The organism is Streptomyces sp. DSM 42067, assembly GCF_055792885.1.
The window spans coordinates 7,664,461-7,681,450 of the sequence record NZ_CM147706.1 but is presented as its reverse complement, the minus strand read 5'-3'; the positions used below and the strand labels follow the sequence as shown (position 1 = coordinate 7,681,450).

Genomic DNA, 16,990 nt, shown 5'->3' with positions numbered 1-16,990 from the left:
GTGGTGCAGCCGTACAGATGGTGCAGTGGCGCGGGTACGTACCGGCGATCAGGCCGGTGAGAACAAGTGGTCGCTGATGAGCCGGGCCGCGCCGGTGACTCCGGCCGCGGGTCCCAACTCGCCGAGGACGATGGGGAGGTTGCCGGTCGCGAGGGGCAACGACTGGCGGTAGACCTGGGTACGGATTGCGGCGAGCAGCGTGTGGCCGAGGCCTGTCACACCGCCGCCGATCACCACCAGGCCGGGGTTGAAGAAGCTGACGAGTGAGGCGATGACCTGGCCGGTGCGGTTGCCGCCTTCGCGGATGAGGTCGAGCGCCGTGGCGTCGCCGGCGGCGGCCGCGGCGGCGACATCCGCGGCGGTGAGCCGCCCGGCCGCCTCGAAGCGGGTCGCGAGCTCGGCTGAGCGTCCCTGCTGGGCGGCGTCCTCGGCATCACGGGCGAGGGCCGCGCCGCTGAAGTGGGCTTCCAGGCAGCCCCGGTTGCCGCAGGCGCAGGGCCGTCCGTCCGGTTCTACCTGGATGTGGCCGATGTCCCCGGCGCTGCCCGTCGTACCGCGGTAGACCTCGCCGCCGACGACGATGCCGCAGCCGATGCCCGTACCGATCTTGACGCAGAGGAAGTCGCCGACGGAGCGGGCGACGCCCGCGTGCTGCTCCCCCATCGCCATGAGGTTCACGTCGTTGTCGACGAGGACGGGGCAGCCGAGTTCCTGGCTGAGGGCTTCTCGTACGGGGAAGCCGTCCCAGCCGGGCATGATCGGCGGCGCGACCGGGACGCCCTCGGGGAAGCGGACCGGTCCGGGGACGCCGATGCCCGCCCCGTCGAAGCCTTCGGCGAGCCCGGAGGCCTTCAACTTCGCCGCCATGGAGAGCACTTGCTCGAAGACGGCGACCGGGCCCTCGCGTACGTCCATGGGCTGGTTGATGTGCCCGAGCACCTCCAGCTCCGCGTTGGTCACGGCGACGTCGATCGACGTGGCCCCGATGTCGACGCCGAGGAAGCGCAGGGCGGGGGCGAGGCGGATGTTGTGGGAGCGGCGGCCGCCTCGCGAGGCGGCGAGACCGTCTGCGACGACGAGCCCGGTCTCCAGCAGCCGGTCCACCTCGACGGCGAGCTTGGAGCGGGACAGATCGATCTGGTCGCCCAGCTGTGCCCGCGAGTTGGGGCCACCGTCACGCAACAGCCGCAGCAGTCGCGCCTGATGTGCGTTCGCGGGCCGAGCCGTCATACGTCTCACGTGCCCCTCCCCGCCTGATCGGCCTGTCTCCATCGGGCTTTCGAGGGGAACGTAGCAGTGCCCGCCGGGAGTGGGAAGAAGTTGCGCATGAATCGACCATGACTTTTTCCTGCGACAGGACAAAGGGCAGGCGGCCCAGCGATTGCCCCACTGGTCTCACAGGCCGTGGTGCCGCCCTCAGGACTTGTCGCGCGCGTGATACGTCTTGCGTGTGTGCTCCGTGTGAGCGCGCATGATCTCCGTGGCGCGCTGCTCGTCGCGGGCCGAGATCGCCGCGATCAGGGACCGGTGCTCGATCCAGGACTGCTTGCCGCGCTGCCGGGCGACCGGCGTGTAGTACCAGCGGACGCGCCGGTCGACCTGCCCGGCGAGCTCGGCCAGGACGATGTTGCCCGCCAGCTCCATGACCTTGGCGTGGAACGCGGCGTTGGTCGCCACCACCAGGTCCACGTCACCGTCCTCGACCGCCTGCTCGCCCGTCGCGCAGAGCTCTTCCAGCGCGGTGATCCCCGCGGTGCCCGCGTTGGCGGCGGCCAGCCGTGCGGCCTCGGCCTCCAGCAGCGTACGCACCGTCAGAAGCTGGTCCGCCTCGTCCTCGGTCGGCTCGTGCACGAACGCGCCCTGGGCCGGGCGCAGGTCGACCCAGCCCTCGGTGTTGAGGCGCTGCAGGGCCTCGCGCACGGGCTGCCGCGAGACACCGAGATGCCCGGCCAGTTCGCTCTCGACGAGGTGCTGGCCCGGCTGGAGGGCGCGGGTCGTGATGAGTTCGAGCAGCGCCTCGTAGACCCGGTCACGCAGGGGACCGGGTCGTTCAAGCCTGGGCACCGCTCCCTGCGGCAGTCCTGTGGACAACATCGCGGTCCCCCTCCTGGGCAGCGGACAAGCCAGCATGACGTCAATTGGCTTTCGTCTACAGTCTACTGAGCACAATGGCCAGCACCAGAGAGAGTCGGGCACGTCACACCGCGCCATGGCCGCCCCACCGGCCGGCCACTCACCGCCTCACAGACAGCGCCTCCCGGCACAAGGAACAGCGTCTCCACCTCAGGGACAACGCCTCCGCCTCACCGACAGCGCTTCCCCCTCACGGACAGCGAACGACCTGCCCCGCATACGACAGGTTGCCGCCGAACCCGAAGAGCAGCACGGGATCCCCGGTGCCGATCTCGCCGCGCTCGACCAGCTTGGACAGGGCGAGCGGAATGCTCGCCGCCGACGTGTTGCCGGAGTCGACGACATCGCGGGCGACGACCGCGTTCACGGCGCCGATCTTCTCGGCGAGCGGCTCGATGATCCTCAGGTTCGCCTGGTGCAGCACGACCCCGGCCAGGTCCTCCGGCACGAGGCCCGCACGCTCGCATGCCTGCCGGGCGATGGACGGGAGCCGGGTGGTGGCCCACCGGTAGACGCTCTGCCCCTCCTGCGCGAAGCGCGGCGGTGTTCCCTCGATGCGTACCGCGTGACCCATGTCAGGCACGGAGCCCCACAGCACCGGCCCGATGCCGGGCTCGGCGTCCGGAGCGCTCGCCTCGACGACGGCGGCCCCCGCCCCGTCGCCGACGAGGACGCAGGTGGTGCGGTCGCTCCAGTCCGTCACGGCGGACATCTTGTCGGCGCCGACGACGAGCGCCCGAGCCGAGGCCCCGGCCCGTACAGCGTGGTCGGCCGTGGCCAGTGCGTGTGTGAAGCCCGCGCAGACGACGTTGACGTCCATGGCGGCAGGGGACGGGATGCCGAGGCGGGCGGCGACCCGGGCGGCCATGTTCGGGGAGCGGTCCTCGGCCGTGGATGTGGCGACGAGCACCAGATCGATGTCGCCGGGCGTCAGGCCCGCGGCGGCCAGGGCCTTGGCGCCGGCGTTCGCGGCCAGTTCGTCGACGGGCTCGTCGGGGCCGGCGATATGGCGGGTGCGGATGCCCACCCGGGACCTGATCCACTCGTCGCTCGTGTCGACCATGCCCGCCAGGTCCTCGTTGGTGAGGACCTGGGCGGGCTGGTAATGGCCGACTGCGGCGATGCGTGAGCCGTTCATGGGCGAGCCCCCTCGTGGCGGAGATACGGGACTCACCAGTCTGGTAAGCGACTCACGGGTACGAGGTGACGTAAAGCGACAGGATTGGGGCGCCCCGCTTGTCGGTTTCCCTCATGCCGTACAGCCGTGCCGCGCGGCCTTGCCGTACAGCGCGGGGCGCCCGCCCGGCAGCCGGAACCTCAGCCGGTGAAGAGCTGCGTCGCCTTCTGCACCAGTTCGTAGACCCCGTAGGCGAGCGGCACGCCCACCCACAGCCAGGCGAAGAGGATCAGTCCGCGGCGCCTTGGGCTAGGCGGACTGCTCGTGCCGGACGGTGTCGTCATCGGCGGCCTCCCTCGGGGCGGGGATGTGGTGGCGGGGGTGGACGGGGCGTACGAGCTCGTTGGCGACGAAGCCGACGACAAGCAGGCCGATCATGATGGTGAGCGACAGACCGTAGAGGCCGGAGCCGTGCTTGCCGGCCTCCTCCTGACTGTCGGCGACCCAGTTGACGATCAGCGGGCCGAGGACGCCGGCGGTGGACCAGGCGGTGAGCAGCCGGCCGTGGATGGCGCCGACCTGGTAGGTGCCGAAGAGGTCCTTCAGATAGGCGGGGATCGTGGCGAAGCCGCCGCCGTAGAAGGAGAGGATGACCAGCGCGCAGACGATGAACAGGGGCTTCGAGGAGTCACCGAACTGCGTGATCAGCAGGTACATCAGGGCACCCACGCCCAGGTACAGCCGGTAGATGTTCTTGCGGCCGATGAGGTCCGAGGTCGAGGACCAGCCGATGCGTCCGGCCATGTTGGCCGCGGAGAGCAGCGCGACGAATCCTGCGGCCGCGGAGACCGACACCGGCGTTTCCGTGTCCGCGAAGAAGTCGGTGATCATGGGCGCGGCCTTCTCCAGGATGCCGATGCCCGCCGTCACGTTCATGCACAGCACGACCCACAGGCACCAGAACTGCGGGGTGCGTACGGCACTGCGCGCCGAGACCTGTACGCCCTCGATCGGGGACGGTCCGGAGGGGGTGGGACGCGAGTCCGGGCGCGGCACGCGTACGAGCAGGACGCCCAGCGACATGAAGACGGCGTACGTCAGGCCGTGCACGAGGAACGCGAGTGCGATGCCGGACGGATCCGCGCCGAAGGACTCGAGCATCTGAGCCGACCACGGCGAGGCGATGAGGGCGCCACCCCCGAAGCCCATGATGGCGATGCCGGTGGCCATGCCGGGCCTGTCCGGGAACCACTTGATCAGCGTTGATACGGGCGAGATGTATCCGATGCCGAGTCCGATCCCGCCGACGAAGCCGTAGCCGAGCACGATCAGCCAGTACTGCTCGGTGGCGGCGCCGAGCGCGGCGAGCAGGAAGCCGGAGGAGAAGCAGCACAGCGCGACTGTCATCGCCCAGCGCGGCCCGTTGCGTTCCACGAGCGTGCCGCCGAACGCGGCGGACAGGCCCAGCATGACGATGCCGAGCTGGAAGGGCAGGGCGCTCTGGGTGCCGCTGAGGCCGAGCGCGGACTCCAGTGGGGGTTTGAAGACGCTCCAGGCGTAGGCCTGGCCGATGGAGAGGTGGACCGAGAGGGCTGCCGGCGGAACGAGCCAGCGGCTCCAGCCGGTTGGGGCGACGGGTGGGCTCATGATCCCGAACGATAGGAACCTGTACGGGACTTGGGAAGACGTTCGGGGACACGAACCCGTCGACGTGCTTGAGCAGCGCACAGCCCCGCCGTGTCCCGCCCCGTCTCCCCGCCACCCATTCCCGCTCGTGGTACGGCCGGCAGCGGGCGAACTCAGGTGCGTCGGCCATTGAAGGCAAAGCAGTTCGGTCTAGGCACGGCGGGGCCGATGAGCGAAGGTCACTGCCGAACGATGGTCCGGGCGATGATCCGGCTCACGAGGCGTGGCGCCATGCGCCGTGCCGTCCACATGGCGTGGGTGCCCCGCCCCGGGAAGGCCCATAACCGGCCTCGCGCCAAGGCGCGGTCCATCGAGTCCAGCACCGCATCGGTGGTCAGGCCGGGGCGTGGCCCGAACATGGCAGGCGCGTCACGGCGCATGCGATCCAGCATGGGGGTCTCCACGGCAGGCGGGCAGACACACAGGACCTGGATGCCTTGTTCGCGGCACTCAACCGACAGGGTCTCGGCGAGGATGTGGACTGCGGCTTTTGCCGCGCCATACCCCCCTCCCTGGGGTACGGGGACCCAGCCGGCGATGGATCCGAGCAGGATGATCTGCCCGCCGCTGCGGGACACCATGGCGGGGACGACGGCGTGGATCAAATGGAGCGTGCCGCCGTAGATGACGTTCATCAAGCGGAGTGTGTCGGCGGGGTCCTGGTCGAGCAGCTGTCCCACTTTGGCGATCCCAGCGCTGTGAACGAGCCGCCGCGGTGAACCGATCTCGTCGCTGATCCGCTTGACCACTTCGGCTACTGCCGGCGGGTCGGTGATGTCGCAGACGAACGGCCGGATGTTTGGGCTGCGTTCGGCCAGCGAATCGAGCCCAGTGTCGCTGATGTCGACAGCTGCGACAGTCCAACCGCTGTCGGCCAGCCGCAGGGCCGCTGCTCTGCCGATACCGCTGGCGGCGCCGGTCACAATGGCTAAATCGGGCTGGGAATTTGGCATCCCTTACTCCTGTCGGTTGGGAGCTGTGGACGGATTCCGGGGACGGCCGGGCCGGCCGACGCGTGGGCAATACACCCTTCCCCGGCACAGTGCTACCCAGCCGATATGTGATCGACGCCCTGGATGACTCGGACAGCGGCGGCTCGACGTTGCATCGGGTCCCGAAGGCCTCGGATGTACACGCACGGGAGGCCCCGCTCTCCCGGAACAGGGCACAGACCGGCCCAGTTGAGCGCGCACTGGCTGACTCGAGCCCTGAGTCAGCCCGAGTGAACGGGGCGCCGGCCAACTATCGAACGGGATGGCCGACTGACGGTCGACGTCACAGAGCCGTGGCAGCTACTGCGCGAACCCTTGCTGGGCCAACTTCCATACTGTAGACAATATTCCGACGACAGTTGCTGTTCCCTTGCTTTCCCTCCGGTTTCCCTCGACCGAACGGAGCGCCCCACAGTGAAAGTCGCAGTTCTCGGCGCCGGTGCGATCGGCGCCTACGTCGGGGCCGCGCTGCACCGCGCAGGCGCCGACGTGCATCTCGTCGCCCGTGGACCGCATCTCGCGGCCATGAGGCAGCATGGAGTGCAGGTTCTCAGCCCGCGCGGCGACTTCACCGCGCGCGCCCACGCCACCGACGACCCGGCCGACATCGGCCCGGTCGACTTCGTCTTCCTGGGGCTCAAGGCCAACTCGTACGCGGCGTGCGGGCCGCTCATCGAGCCGCTGCTGCACCAGGACACGGCCGTCATCGCGGCCCAGAACGGCATCCCCTGGTGGTACTTCCACCGGCACGGCGGCCCGCACGACGGGCAGCGCATCGAGAGCGTGGACCCCGACGGCGCGGTCAGTGCGGTGCTCGCGCCCGAGCGGGCGATCGGATGCGTCGTCTACGCGGCGACGGAGCTCGAAGGCCCAGGAGTGGTACGCCACTTGGAGGGCACCAGGTTCTCCATCGGCGAGCCCGACCGCTCGGTGTCCGAGCGCTGCCTGGCCTTCAGCGAGGCGATGCAGGCCGGCGGCCTGAAGTGCCCGGTCGAGCCGGACCTGCGGGGCGACATCTGGGTCAAGCTGCTCGGCAACATCTCCTTCAACCCGATCAGCGCGCTCGCCCGCGCCACGATGCGTCAGATGTGCCTGCACGGCGGCACGCGCCGGGTCATCGAGATCATGATGGCCGAGACGCTGGCGGTCGCCGAGGCCCTGGGCTGCAAGCCGGGCGTCTCCATCGAGCGACGCCTTGCGGGCGCCGAACGCGTCGGCGACCACCGCACCTCCACTCTCCAGGACCTGGAGCGCGGCAAACCGCTCGAACTCGACGTGCTGCTCGCGGCCGTCGTGGAGCTGGCGGGGATCACCGATGTGCCGGTGCCGACGCTCCGTACCGTCCACGCCATCTCGGACCTGCTGGCCGACCGCATGAGGAGCGCGGCATGAGCAACAGGGCACGCAAGAGGGACCGCACGCCCAAGACGTACAACCGGCTGACCCACCCCCTCGTCCGCGACTCCCGGGACGAGCCGTTCCGCCGCGCCACCTGGGACGAGGCGCTGACCCGCGCCGCCGACGGACTCCGTGCGGCGCGGGGGGCCTTCGGGATGTTCTCGTGCGCCCGGGCGACCAACGAGATGAACTATGTGGCACAGAAGTTCACGCGGGTCGTGATGGGCACGAACAACGTGGACTCCTGCAACCGCACCTGTCACGCGCCGAGCGTCGCCGGCCTCTCGGCGGCGTTCGGGTCGGGCGGCGGCACCTCCTCGTACGAGGAGATCGAGCACACCGACCTGATCGTGATGTGGGGCTCCAACGCCCGCTTCGCACACCCGATCTTCTTCCAGCACGTGTTGAAGGGCATCAGGAACGGCGCCCGGATGTACGCGGTCGATCCGCGGCGTACGAGCACCGCCGAGTGGGCGGAGAGCTGGCTCGGGCTGAACGTCGGCACGGACATCCCGATGGCGCACGCGATCGGGAGGGAGATCATCCACGCGGGCCTCGCCAACCACGCCTTCATCGAGCGGGCGACGACCGGTTTCGAGGAGTACGCGCAGCTGGTGGAGCCGTGGACGCTGTCGCTCGCCGAGAAGGTGACGGGCGTACCGGCCGCCGCGATACGGGAGCTGGCGCACGCGTACGCCCGGGCTGAGCGGGCCCAGCTCTGCTGGACGCTGGGCATCACCGAGCACCACAACGGCACGGACAACGTACGGGCGCTCATCAACCTGTCGCTGCTGACCGGGCACGTGGGGCGATACGGCTCGGGATTGCAGCCGCTGCGCGGGCAGAACAACGTGCAGGGCGGCGGCGACATGGGCGCGATCCCCAATCGCCTGCCCGGCTTCCAGGACATCCTCGACCCGGACACCCGGCTGAAGTTCGAGTCGGCGTGGGACACCGTGATCCAGCCCCACTACGGGCTGAACCTGACGGAGATGTTCGAGGCCATGGAGGAGGGCTCGCTCAAGGCCGTCTACTGCATCGGTGAGAACCCGGCGCAGTCGGAGGCGGACAGCGAGCAGGCGATCCGCCGGCTGAAAGCCCTGGACTTCCTGGTGGTGCAGGACATCTTCCTCACGAAGACAGCCGAGTTGGCGGACGTCGTGCTGCCTGCCACCGCGGGCTGGGCCGAGACCGACGGCACGACGACGAACAGCGAGCGGCGCGTGCAGCGCGTACGCAAGGCGGTCAGCCCGCCCGGCGAGGCGCGCGAGGACATCGACATCATCTGCGACCTGGCCGCCCGGCTGGGCCACGAATGGAAGTACGCGGACGCCGAGTCGGTCTGGAACGAGCTGCGGTCGGTTTCGCCGGACCACTACGGCATGACGTACGAGCGGCTGGAGGAGCACCAGGGCATCCAGTGGCCGTGCCCCGACACGGAGAAGCTCGAACCGACCTACCTACACGGCCGGTTGTGGGACCCGGACCCGGCGCGGCGCGGCCGGCTCGCGCCCTTCGGGCTGGTCCAGCACGACCCGCCGGTGGACCTCACCGACGAGGAGTTCCCGATCCGGCTGACGACCGGGCGGCGCCTCGACTCGTACAACACCGGTGTGCAGAGCGGCGGTTTCGCCTCTCCGCTGCGGCGCGGCGAGTACGTCGAGCTGTGCCCTGAGGACGCGGAGCGCTACGGGGTCGTGGTGGGCGAGGAGGTCCGGGTGTCGTCGCGGCGGGGTTCGGTGGTGGCGCCGGTGTGGGTCGACCCGGGTCTGCGTCCCGGCCTCGCCTTCATGACCATGCACTTTCCCGACGAGGTGGACACCAACCAGCTGACGATCGAGGCCAACTGCCCGATCGCGGGCACAGCGGAGTTCAAGGCCTCGGCGATCCGCGTCGAGAAGCTGGCCGAGAAGTCACTTGAGACGTCACCCGTCACGGCCGTGAGGAGCTGAGACAGGCATGGATCTGCACTTCGGTGACAGCAAGCCGACGGACGAGGAGCGGGCCGCGGTCGACGCGCTGCTCGGCCCGCCCGAGTCGGCGTGGGAGGGCGCCGACGACCGCACCGACGCCGACCTGAGGTGGGCGCGCGGGGGCCGCGAGGCACGGGAGCGGCGCGACCTGCTGTTGCCGGGGCTGCACGCGGTCAACGACCGCGTGGGGTGGATCAGCGAGGGCGCCCTCGACTACCTGTGCCGCCGGCTCACGGTGCCGCCGGCGGAGGCGTACGGGGTCGCCACGTTCTATTCGATGTTCTCGGTGCGGCCGCGGCCTGCGACTGTGCTGCACGTGTGCACGGATATCGCGTGCGCGGCCGCCGGGGCGGCGGAGGTGTGCGCCGGGGTGGAGGCGCGGCTGGGGCCGGGGAGCGGGGTTTCGGTGGAGCGGAGCCCATGCCTGGGGTTGTGCGAGCGGGCGCCGGCGGCGTTGGTGGTGCGGGCGGGGGTGGCTGATGTTCCAGCCCGTCCGGCGTTTGAGGACGGGCCCGAAGGGCGATCCGCGAGCCTGGGGGCGGAGCCCCCAGCGGGGGTCCAGGGGGCTGACCCCCTGCCACGCGGCGGTAGCCGCACATCGGATGCAGCGGGAAGGGGCGGGGTGGGGGAATCCTCCTACGCAACCGCCGTCGTCGCCCCCGCCACCGTAGACACCACCGTGGCCGCCGCCACCGCCCCGGACGCCGCGCCCGCCGAGCCCCCCGCCGCCGTGGCGGTCCCTCAGGCCGGCCAAGACAGCCTGGTGCTGCTCCGCCGCATAGGCGTTATGGACCCCACCTCCCTGGACGACTACCGCGCCCACGGCGGATACGAGGCCCTACGCCGGGCCTTCGCAATCGGCCCCGCAGGCGTGATCCGCGAAGTGACCGACGCAGGCCTCGTCGGCCGCGGCGGCGCCGCCTTCCCCACCGGCCGCAAGTGGCAGGCGACGGCCTCCCAGCCCGACCACCCCCACTACCTCGTCTGCAACGCCGACGAATCCGAACCCGGCACCTTCAAGGACCGGGTGATCATGGAGGGCGACCCGTACGCGCTCATCGAGTCGATGACGATCGCGGGGTACGCGGTGGGCGCGCACAAGGGATACCTGTACCTCCGCGGCGAGTACCCGCGCGCCCTGCACAGGCTGACCCACGCCATCGAGCAGGCACGCGCGCGTGGCCTGCTCGGCGACGACGTCCTCGGCCAGGGTTACGCCTTCGACATCGAGATCCGCCGCGGCGCGGGCGCGTACATCTGCGGTGAGGAAACGGCCCTCTTCAACTCCATCGAGGGGTACAGGGGCGAACCCCGCTCCAAGCCCCCGTTCCCGGTGGAGAAGGGCCTGTTCGGCAAGCCGACAGCCGCCAACAACGTCGAGACGCTCGTGAACGTCCTGCCGATCCTCACGATGGGCGCGCAGGCGTACGCAGCGATCGGCACGGAGAAGTCCACGGGCCCCAAGCTGTTCTGCGTGTCGGGCACCGTCGAGCGCCCCGGCATCTACGAGCTGCCGTTCGGCGCCACGCTCGGCGACCTCCTCGACCTCGCCGGCAAGCCCGACAACCTCAGGGCGGTACTGCTGGGCGGCGCCGCGGGCGGCTTCGTACGCCCCGACGAGCTGGACATCCCGCTCACCTTCGAGGGCACCCGCGAGGCCGGTACGACACTCGGATCCGGTGTCGTCCTGGCACTGGACGACACCGTCCCGCTCCCGCGCATCCTGCTCCGCATCGCCGAATTCTTCCGCGACGAGTCGTGCGGCCAGTGCGTGCCGTGCCGCGTCGGCACCGTCCGCCAGGAGGAGGCGCTGCACCGGATCGCGGAGCGCACGGGTGCCGCCGCGGCCGGCGACATCGCGCTGCTGCGCGAGGTGGGCCGCGCCATGCGGGACGCCTCGATCTGCGGACTGGGCCAGACCGCCTGGAACGCCGTGGAGTCGGCCATCGACCGCCTGGGGGCATACGAATGACCGCACTCGACCGGCTTGAGGTGCGCACGACCGCCGTGGAATCCGTCATCGATCACCTGGGGGCCTGCTCATGACCGCCATACCGCTGGGGCCACCCCGCCGCCTCGTCGAGTTCACCCTGGACGGGCAGGAGGCCAGGGTCCCCGAGGGCTCCACGATCCTCGACGCATGCCGGGCGGCGGGCAAGGACATCCCGACCCTGTGCCAGGGCGACACGCTCACCCCGAAGAACGCCTGCCGCGTGTGCGTGGTCGAGGTCGAGGGCGCCCGCACGCTCGCCCCGGCCTGCTCCCGCAAGACCGAGCCGGGCATGGAGGTCCGCACCGACACCGAACGCGCCCGCCACAGCCGCAAGATCGTCCTCGAACTCCTCGCCTCCTCAGTCGACTTGTCGACGACACCCAAGGTCGCCGGGTGGATCAAGGAGTACGAGGCGAAACCGGACCGCTTCGGCCCGGACGCGGCACGCCTCAACGAGGAACCCAAGGTCGACAACGACCTGTACGTGCGCGACTACGACAAGTGCATCCTCTGCTACAAATGCGTGGACGCCTGCGGCGACCAGTGGCAGAACACGTTCGCGATCTCAGTCGCGGGCCGCGGCTTCGACGCCCGTATCGCCGTGGAGCACGACGCGCCGCTGACCGACTCGGCGTGCGTGTACTGCGGCAACTGCATCGAGGTGTGCCCGACGGGAGCCCTGTCCTTCAAGACGGAGTTCGACATGCGGGCCGCGGGCACCTGGGACGAGTCCGCCCAGACCGAGACGACCACCGTGTGCGCGTACTGCGGAGTGGGCTGCAACCTCACGCTGCACGTACAGGACAATGAGATCGTGAAGGTCACCTCGCCGCACGACAACCCGGTGACCCACGGCAACCTCTGCATCAAGGGCCGCTTCGGCTACCAGCACGTGCAGAACCGCGACTGATTCGGGACTGATTGACACATGGGACGCGTCACCGAACGACGGCGGGTGATCCGGATCCGGGACGGGGCCGTCAGCACCCGCCCGGACACACTCGTCGCCGAGGAACCCCTCGAGATCCGGCTGAACGGCAAGCCCCTGGCCATCACGATGCGCACCCCGGGCGACGACTTCGCGCTCGCGGCGGGCTTCCTCGTGAGCGAGGGGGTGCTGGGCTCGGCGGCCGAGCTGCAGAACATCGTGTACTGCGCCGGGGCCACCGAGGACGGCTCGAACACGTACAACGTGGTCGACGTGAAGCTGGCTCCCGGTGTTCCCGTCCCCGACATCACCCTCGAACGCAACGTCTACACGACCTCCTCCTGCGGCCTGTGCGGCAAGGCGAGCCTGGACGCGGTGCGGACCACCGCCCGGTGGCCCATCGACGACACAGGCGACGGCAGCGCTCCCCCGGTCCGGCTCGAACCCGAGCTGCTCGCGAGCCTCCCCGACCGGCTGCGCGCCGCTCAGCGGGTGTTCGACCGGACCGGGGGCCTGCACGCGGCGGCACTGTTCACGGAGGATGGGGACCTCCTTGACATACGCGAGGACGTGGGCCGCCACAACGCGGTCGACAAGCTGGTGGGGCGCGCCCTGCAGAACGGCGGTCTGCCCCTGTCCCGCACGATCCTCCTGGTCTCCGGCAGGGCGTCCTTCGAGCTCGCGCAGAAGGCCGTGATGGCGGGCATCCCGGTCCTGGCCGCGGTCTCCGCCCCCTCCTCGCTCGCCGTGGACCTCGCCGCCGAGACCGGCCTGACGCTGGTCGGCTTCCTGCGGGGCGCCTCCATGAACGTGTACGCGGGTGAGCACCGCATCGCCCTGCGGGCCGCGGCCGCCCAGGGCTGACCGGCTCCCCGCTGCACGGCGGCGGGGCCCGGGCCGACGGGGAGCGCCCCCTGCGCCGGCTGGGCTCCGCCGCAACCGGTGGCCGTTGCGAGCAACACGCGCCGCCGCCCTGGTGCGGGCAGATGTTCCTCCCCCCAGTCAGCTGCCCGAGCTCACTCTGGGGGTACCCCCACCCGGACGGGCCACCCGGCTCACGACGACTCGCGCACCACAAGCTGCGTGGGCAGAACAACGTGCCGACGCGGCGCTTCGGAATCGCTGATCTCCTCCAGGAGGAGGTGGGCGATGGTGCTGCCGATCTCTTCGACGGGCTGGCGCACGCTGGTGAGGGGCGGACTGCTGTGGCGGGCGATGATGGAGTCGTCGAAGCCGACCACGGCCACGTCGTCCGGGATGCGGCGCCCGGCCCGGCGCAGCTCCACCATGGCGCCGGCGGCCATGACGTCGGATGCCACGAACACGGCGTCCAGGTCCGGGACCTGTTCGAGAAGTGAACGCATGGCGATCCCGCCTCCCTCCTCGGTGAAGTCGCCCGCGGCCACGAGTTCCTCCCCGGCCGGACGGGCTGCCTCCGTGAGGGCCTCCCGCCAGCCCTGAAGCCTGCTGCGAGCCACGTCCATGTCCAGGGGTCCGGTGATCGTGGCCACTTTCGAGCGCCCGCGTGACAGCAGGTGCCGCACGGCCGCCGCGGCCCCGCCCGTGTTGTCCGAGTGGACGTGGGCCAGCGACTCGCCGGGGCCGCGGCGGCCGGCCAGCACGGTCGGCAGACCCAGGTCCTCAAGGAGCCCCGGCAGGGGATCGTGCTCGTGCACGGATACCAGGAGCACACCGTCCACCCGGCGCTCCGCGACCGACTCGGTGAGCTGGTCGCGTTCCCCCTGGTCACGGACGAGCACGAGCTGCAGCTGCGTCCTGGTCTCGGCCAGCGCGGCGCTGACACCGCGGATGACCGCCGAGAAGTACGGCTCCGAACCGAGGCGGCTCTCCGACTCGGGTATGACGAGGGCCACCGAGTTGGTCTTACTCGTCACGAGGCCTCGGGCCACGGAGTTCGGAACGTACTGGAGCTCGGCGATGGCGGCCAGTACGGCGGCCCTGGCCTTCTCGCTGACGAGTTCGGAGCCGTTGATGACCCGTGAAACCGTGGTCCGCCCGACCCCCGCTCGCGCGGCCACCGTCTTGATGGTCGGCCGCTGCCTTCCCCCCATGGCTCCTCCCTCGCCGCCGTGCCGTGGGGACGGCGTTCACCTGGGCATTGTGCCAGACGGGTGGCCGCGATCCGTCACCTTGCTGCGGGCCTCCCGCTCCATTTCCTGAAAACAGGTCAGTTCAACTTCTTGACAGGGGCGTTGAGTGGCGGCGACGCTTCGAACCACTTGGTGGGCACGTTCCCACCCGCGTTTGGGAACGTACCCAGTAGACAAATCGGGCCGCTGAGCGGGCCGTACGGCTGCATTTCCGGCGCGTCGACGCCGCCGCTAGGAGGACGGAATGAGCAGGGTCCGCAGGCAGTTGCGTACAAAAGTCGTGGGGGCAGTCTCGGCTGTGACGGCCCTGGGCATGGTCGTGGGCTGCAGTGGAGGCAGCGACACGGGGACCGGCGGGGGCCGGAAGGACGGCAAGGTCACCATCACCATGGGGCTCTTCGGCGTCATGGGCTTCAAGGAGACCGGTCTCCTCGAGAAGTACATGAAGCTGCACCCGGACGTCGTCATCAAGGCGGATGTCGCCGGTGACGAGCAGACCTACTACACCGCCCTGCAGACGCACCTGGCCGCCGGCAGCGGTCTGAAGGACATCCAGGGCATAGAGATCGGCCGCGCCAAGGAACTGGTCGACACGCAGAAGGACAAGTTCGTCGACCTCTCGGACGTCTCCGGAACCGACCACTTCCTGCCCTGGAAGCTCAGCCAGGTCACCGCACCGGACAAGAAGGTGATCGGGCTCGGCACGGACATCGGACCGATGGCGGTCTGCTACCGCAAGGACTTCTTCGAGGAGGCCGGTCTGCCCACCGACCGCGACGAGGTCTCGAAGCTCTGGGAAAGCAGCTGGTCGCAGTACGTCGAGGCAGGCAAGCGCTTCAAGAAGAACACGAAGAGCAAGGTCGCCTTCATGGACAGCTCCAGCGGCCTCTTCAACGCCATGATCTACGGCAGTTCACAGCAGTTCTACGACAAGAGCGGCGAGCTCATCTACGCGAAGAACCCGGTGGTGAAGGACGCCTGGGGCCTGGCGTCCGATGCGGCCACGTCCGGGCTGACTGCCAAGCTCCGGCAGTTCCAGCCCGGTTGGGACCCCGGCCTCGCCAACAGCACGTTCGCCAGCACGGTGTGCCCCGCCTGGATGCTCGCCCACATCAGCGAGAAGGCCGGGCCGAAGAACAAGGGCAAGTGGGACGTGGCCAAGGCACCACAGGGCGCCAACTGGGGCGGAGCGTTCCTCGGCGTCATGGAGCAGAGCCCGGTCAAGAAGGAGGCGAAGGAACTCGTCGCCTGGCTCACGGCTCCCGAGCAGCAGGCCTACATCTTCGAGAAGCTCGGCAACTTCCCGTCGTCCGAGGCCGCGTTGAAGATGCCCGAAGTGGCCGACGGGAAGTCCGACTACTTCAGCGGCGCGCCCATCGGCAAGATCTTCGGCGAGGCGGCCCAGGAGATCCCCGACGAGCAGGTGCTCGGCCGCAAGGACGGCACCATCAAGGACATCTTCTCGCAGGGCCTGACGCTGATCGAGGCGCAGAACAAGAGCCCGGAAGAGGCCTGGAAGACCACTGACGAACGCATCGAGAAGGCCGCCGGCTGAGCGGTCCCGCCCTTCCCGCAGGCGCCCGGCGCCCCCGCGCACCCCGCGTGGCCGCCGGGTGCCTCGGCCCCACCTCCGCTTCCAAGGAAGGATGCCTTCCGGTGGCCATCTCCACCTCGACGCCCCAGGGCGGCGCCCCCGGCACCGCTCCCCCGGCCGGGAACCGCGCGAGCGGGGACCGCCAGGGTCGGCGGAACCTGCTGCACCGCCTCGACCTGCGTGGCGCGCCGTACGCGTTCGTCGCCCCGTTCTTCGTGGTCTTCGCGGCCTTCAGCTTCTACCCGCTGCTCTACACGTCCTGGATCTCACTCCATCGCGTCGAAATGTCGTCGCTGAACCTGATGGAGTGGGTCGCGTTCGACAACTACACGGCGCTGTGGCACGACGACCGCTTCTGGAACGCGCTGGCCAACACCTTCACCATCGGTGTGATCTCCACCGTGCCGCAGCTGATGATGGCCCTGGGCCTGGCCCATCTACTCAACTACAAGCTGCGCGGTTCGACGTTCTTCCGCGTCGCGGCCCTGACTCCGTACGCAACCTCCGTCGGGGCCGCGGCCCTCGTGTTCACGATGCTCTTCGAGCGCGACTTCGGCATGATCAACTGGATGCTGAGCCCGTTCGGTGTGGACAACATCGACTGGGAGAACAACAAGTGGGCGGCGCAGACGGCGATCTCCACCATCGTGATCTGGCGCTGGACCGGCTACAACGCCCTGCTATACCTCGCGGCCATGCAGGCCATCCCGCAGGACCGCTACGAGGCGGCCGCCATCGACGGTGCATCCCGCTGGCAGCAGTTCCTCAAGGTCACCGTGCCGGGCATCCGTTCCACCATCGTCTTCACCATCGTGCTGTCCACGATCGGCGCAACCCAGCTCTTCGGTGAGCCGCTGATCTTCGGCCAGGGCCCCAACGGCATCACCGGCGGTGCGGACAACCAGTACCAGACGCTTGGCCTGCTGCTGTACGAGGAGGGCTGGAAGAACTACCAGATGGGACGGGCCGCCACCGTCGCCTGGGCCATGTTCCTGCTGCTCATCCTCGTCTTCGTCGTCCAGCGAGTCCTCAAGCGCGCCCTGTCGCGCAGGTCCTGACCAGGAG

At 69.7% G+C, this 16,990-nt stretch carries 14 protein-coding genes; 7 read left to right on the top strand and 7 right to left on the bottom strand.

Annotated features, from left to right (window positions below; genetic code table 11):
• Positions 1-48: 48 nt before the first annotated feature.
• The 6 genes from ACSMXV_RS34540 to ACSMXV_RS34515 all read right to left on the bottom strand — a co-directional run bounded on the left by ACSMXV_RS34540 (position 49) and on the right by ACSMXV_RS34515 (position 5,889).
• Entirely contained in the window at positions 49-1,230 is a 1,182-nt protein-coding gene (locus ACSMXV_RS34540) for an ROK family transcriptional regulator (RefSeq protein ID WP_473179159.1), read from the bottom strand.
• A gap of 186 nt (positions 1,231-1,416) precedes the next feature.
• Positions 1,417-2,094, bottom strand: coding sequence for a GntR family transcriptional regulator (locus ACSMXV_RS34535; RefSeq protein ID WP_473175036.1), 678 nt, complete (start codon positions 2,092-2,094; stop codon positions 1,417-1,419).
• Between the two features lie 229 nt (positions 2,095-2,323).
• Positions 2,324-3,271 (bottom strand): beta-ketoacyl-ACP synthase III, encoded by a 948-nt coding sequence (locus ACSMXV_RS34530; protein ID WP_473175035.1) that lies wholly within the window; start codon positions 3,269-3,271, stop codon positions 2,324-2,326.
• Positions 3,272-3,450: 179 nt separating this feature from the next.
• Complete coding sequence (locus ACSMXV_RS34525) at positions 3,451-3,594, bottom strand: MFS transporter small subunit (protein WP_181657500.1); 144 nt, start codon at positions 3,592-3,594, stop codon at positions 3,451-3,453.
• Positions 3,560-4,897 (bottom strand): OFA family MFS transporter, encoded by a 1,338-nt coding sequence (locus ACSMXV_RS34520; protein WP_473175034.1) that lies wholly within the window; start codon positions 4,895-4,897, stop codon positions 3,560-3,562. The genes ACSMXV_RS34525 and ACSMXV_RS34520 overlap by 35 nt, the downstream gene beginning before the upstream one ends.
• Before the next feature lie 218 nt (positions 4,898-5,115).
• Positions 5,116-5,889 (bottom strand): SDR family NAD(P)-dependent oxidoreductase, encoded by a 774-nt coding sequence (locus ACSMXV_RS34515; protein ID WP_473175033.1) that lies wholly within the window; start codon positions 5,887-5,889, stop codon positions 5,116-5,118.
• A gap of 453 nt (positions 5,890-6,342) precedes the next feature.
• Between ACSMXV_RS34515 and ACSMXV_RS34510 the strand changes: the two genes are divergently transcribed.
• The 5 genes from ACSMXV_RS34510 to fdhD all read left to right on the top strand — a co-directional run bounded on the left by ACSMXV_RS34510 (position 6,343) and on the right by fdhD (position 13,084).
• A complete protein-coding gene (locus ACSMXV_RS34510) occupies positions 6,343-7,320 on the top strand; it encodes a 2-dehydropantoate 2-reductase (protein WP_181657503.1) in 978 nt (325 codons plus the stop codon).
• A complete protein-coding gene (locus ACSMXV_RS34505) occupies positions 7,317-9,278 on the top strand; it encodes a molybdopterin oxidoreductase family protein (protein ID WP_473175032.1) in 1,962 nt (653 codons plus the stop codon). The genes ACSMXV_RS34510 and ACSMXV_RS34505 overlap by 4 nt, the downstream gene beginning before the upstream one ends.
• A 7-nt stretch (positions 9,279-9,285) precedes the next feature.
• Positions 9,286-11,271 carry an NAD(P)H-dependent oxidoreductase subunit E gene (locus ACSMXV_RS34500; RefSeq protein WP_473175031.1) on the top strand — a complete coding sequence of 662 codons (1,986 nt, stop codon included), beginning with the start codon at positions 9,286-9,288 and terminating at the stop codon, positions 11,269-11,271.
• 70 nt (positions 11,272-11,341) lie between these two features.
• Complete coding sequence (locus ACSMXV_RS34495) at positions 11,342-12,202, top strand: 2Fe-2S iron-sulfur cluster-binding protein (protein WP_473175030.1); 861 nt, start codon at positions 11,342-11,344, stop codon at positions 12,200-12,202.
• Between the two features lie 18 nt (positions 12,203-12,220).
• Entirely contained in the window at positions 12,221-13,084 is an 864-nt protein-coding gene (gene fdhD, locus ACSMXV_RS34490) for a formate dehydrogenase accessory sulfurtransferase FdhD (RefSeq protein WP_473175029.1), read from the top strand.
• Between the two features lie 191 nt (positions 13,085-13,275).
• Here the strand turns inward: fdhD and ACSMXV_RS34485 are convergent, their stop codons facing one another.
• The gene (locus ACSMXV_RS34485) at positions 13,276-14,292 is read right to left on the bottom strand and encodes a LacI family DNA-binding transcriptional regulator (RefSeq protein ID WP_473175028.1); all 1,017 of its coding nucleotides are present in this window, start codon (positions 14,290-14,292) and stop codon (positions 13,276-13,278) included.
• A 283-nt stretch (positions 14,293-14,575) separates the two neighbouring features.
• Here ACSMXV_RS34485 and ACSMXV_RS34480 point away from each other — a divergent pair, with 283 nt between their 5' ends.
• Together ACSMXV_RS34480 and ACSMXV_RS34475 are read left to right on the top strand one after the other, a co-directional pair.
• Positions 14,576-15,886, top strand: coding sequence for an ABC transporter substrate-binding protein (locus ACSMXV_RS34480; RefSeq protein WP_473175027.1), 1,311 nt, complete (start codon positions 14,576-14,578; stop codon positions 15,884-15,886).
• A 101-nt stretch (positions 15,887-15,987) separates the two neighbouring features.
• Positions 15,988-16,983 (top strand): carbohydrate ABC transporter permease, encoded by a 996-nt coding sequence (locus tag ACSMXV_RS34475; RefSeq protein WP_473175026.1) that lies wholly within the window; start codon positions 15,988-15,990, stop codon positions 16,981-16,983.
• The last annotated feature ends 7 nt before the right edge of the window (positions 16,984-16,990 follow it).

Excerpts from the sequence above, each read along its gene's own strand:
- ACSMXV_RS34495 (WP_473175030.1), top strand. The coding sequence starts at position 11,342 with ATGACCGCCATACCGCTGGGGCCACCCCGCCGCCTCGTCGAGTTCACC.
- ACSMXV_RS34480 (WP_473175027.1), top strand. The coding sequence starts at position 14,576 with ATGAGCAGGGTCCGCAGGCAGTTGCGTACAAAAGTCGTGGGGGCAGTC.
- ACSMXV_RS34505 (WP_473175032.1), top strand. The coding sequence starts at position 7,317 with ATGAGCAACAGGGCACGCAAGAGGGACCGCACGCCCAAGACGTACAAC.
- ACSMXV_RS34500 (WP_473175031.1), top strand. The coding sequence starts at position 9,286 with ATGGATCTGCACTTCGGTGACAGCAAGCCGACGGACGAGGAGCGGGCC.
- fdhD (WP_473175029.1), top strand. The coding sequence starts at position 12,221 with ATGGGACGCGTCACCGAACGACGGCGGGTGATCCGGATCCGGGACGGG.
- ACSMXV_RS34515 (WP_473175033.1), bottom strand. The coding sequence starts at position 5,889 with ATGCCAAATTCCCAGCCCGATTTAGCCATTGTGACCGGCGCCGCCAGC.
- ACSMXV_RS34530 (WP_473175035.1), bottom strand. The coding sequence starts at position 3,271 with ATGAACGGCTCACGCATCGCCGCAGTCGGCCATTACCAGCCCGCCCAG.
- ACSMXV_RS34525 (WP_181657500.1), bottom strand. The coding sequence starts at position 3,594 with ATGACGACACCGTCCGGCACGAGCAGTCCGCCTAGCCCAAGGCGCCGC.
- ACSMXV_RS34485 (WP_473175028.1), bottom strand. The coding sequence starts at position 14,292 with ATGGGGGGAAGGCAGCGGCCGACCATCAAGACGGTGGCCGCGCGAGCG.
- ACSMXV_RS34520 (WP_473175034.1), bottom strand. The coding sequence starts at position 4,897 with ATGAGCCCACCCGTCGCCCCAACCGGCTGGAGCCGCTGGCTCGTTCCG.
- ACSMXV_RS34535 (WP_473175036.1), bottom strand. The coding sequence starts at position 2,094 with ATGTTGTCCACAGGACTGCCGCAGGGAGCGGTGCCCAGGCTTGAACGA.
- ACSMXV_RS34540 (WP_473179159.1), bottom strand. The coding sequence starts at position 1,230 with ATGACGGCTCGGCCCGCGAACGCACATCAGGCGCGACTGCTGCGGCTG.